This is a genomic window from Microtetraspora sp. AC03309 (assembly GCF_020826795.1).
Lineage (GTDB): Bacteria > Actinomycetota > Actinomycetes > Streptosporangiales > Streptosporangiaceae > Microtetraspora > Microtetraspora glauca.
The window spans coordinates 1-394 of sequence record NZ_JADDIL010000611.1; the positions used below are offsets into that span (position 1 = coordinate 1).

The 394-nt window shown below is 63.5% G+C and carries 1 protein-coding gene; it reads right to left on the reverse strand.

Annotated elements, in window-relative coordinates; all coding sequences use genetic code 11:
* Window positions 1-394 (reverse strand): hypothetical protein (locus IMZ11_RS44600; protein ID WP_228649852.1); only part of this gene is annotated, 394 nt, incomplete at both ends.

Genomic DNA, 394 nt, shown 5'->3' on the forward strand with positions numbered 1-394 from the left:
GATCTCCCCGATCGCCGGCTGGTCGAGCAGATGCCCGTCGTACTCGGCGGCCATCGCCCTGATCTCGTCAATTTTGGCCGGAGTCGAGATCAGTGCTGGATCCAGCATGTCCAGCTCGATGGACACTGCGTCGGGTGCGCTGACCTGTGTCACGGTAAGGCGCCCGGAATTCTCGTCGAAGCCGATCGCGATCGGAGCGGTTGCGACGTGGCGTTGCACCTGCTCGTGACTGTCGGGCCGCCAGGTCAAGCAACCCACGCCCAGCACCAGCTCGAATTCTTCGCTGTGATCGGTGGCCTTGAGGTGGACGGTGAACAGGTCCTTGTAGATATCCCGGACCACGGCGTCGCGGCGTTCTTTTTCGGCCCACAGCCGCCAATCGGTCAGCCAGGCG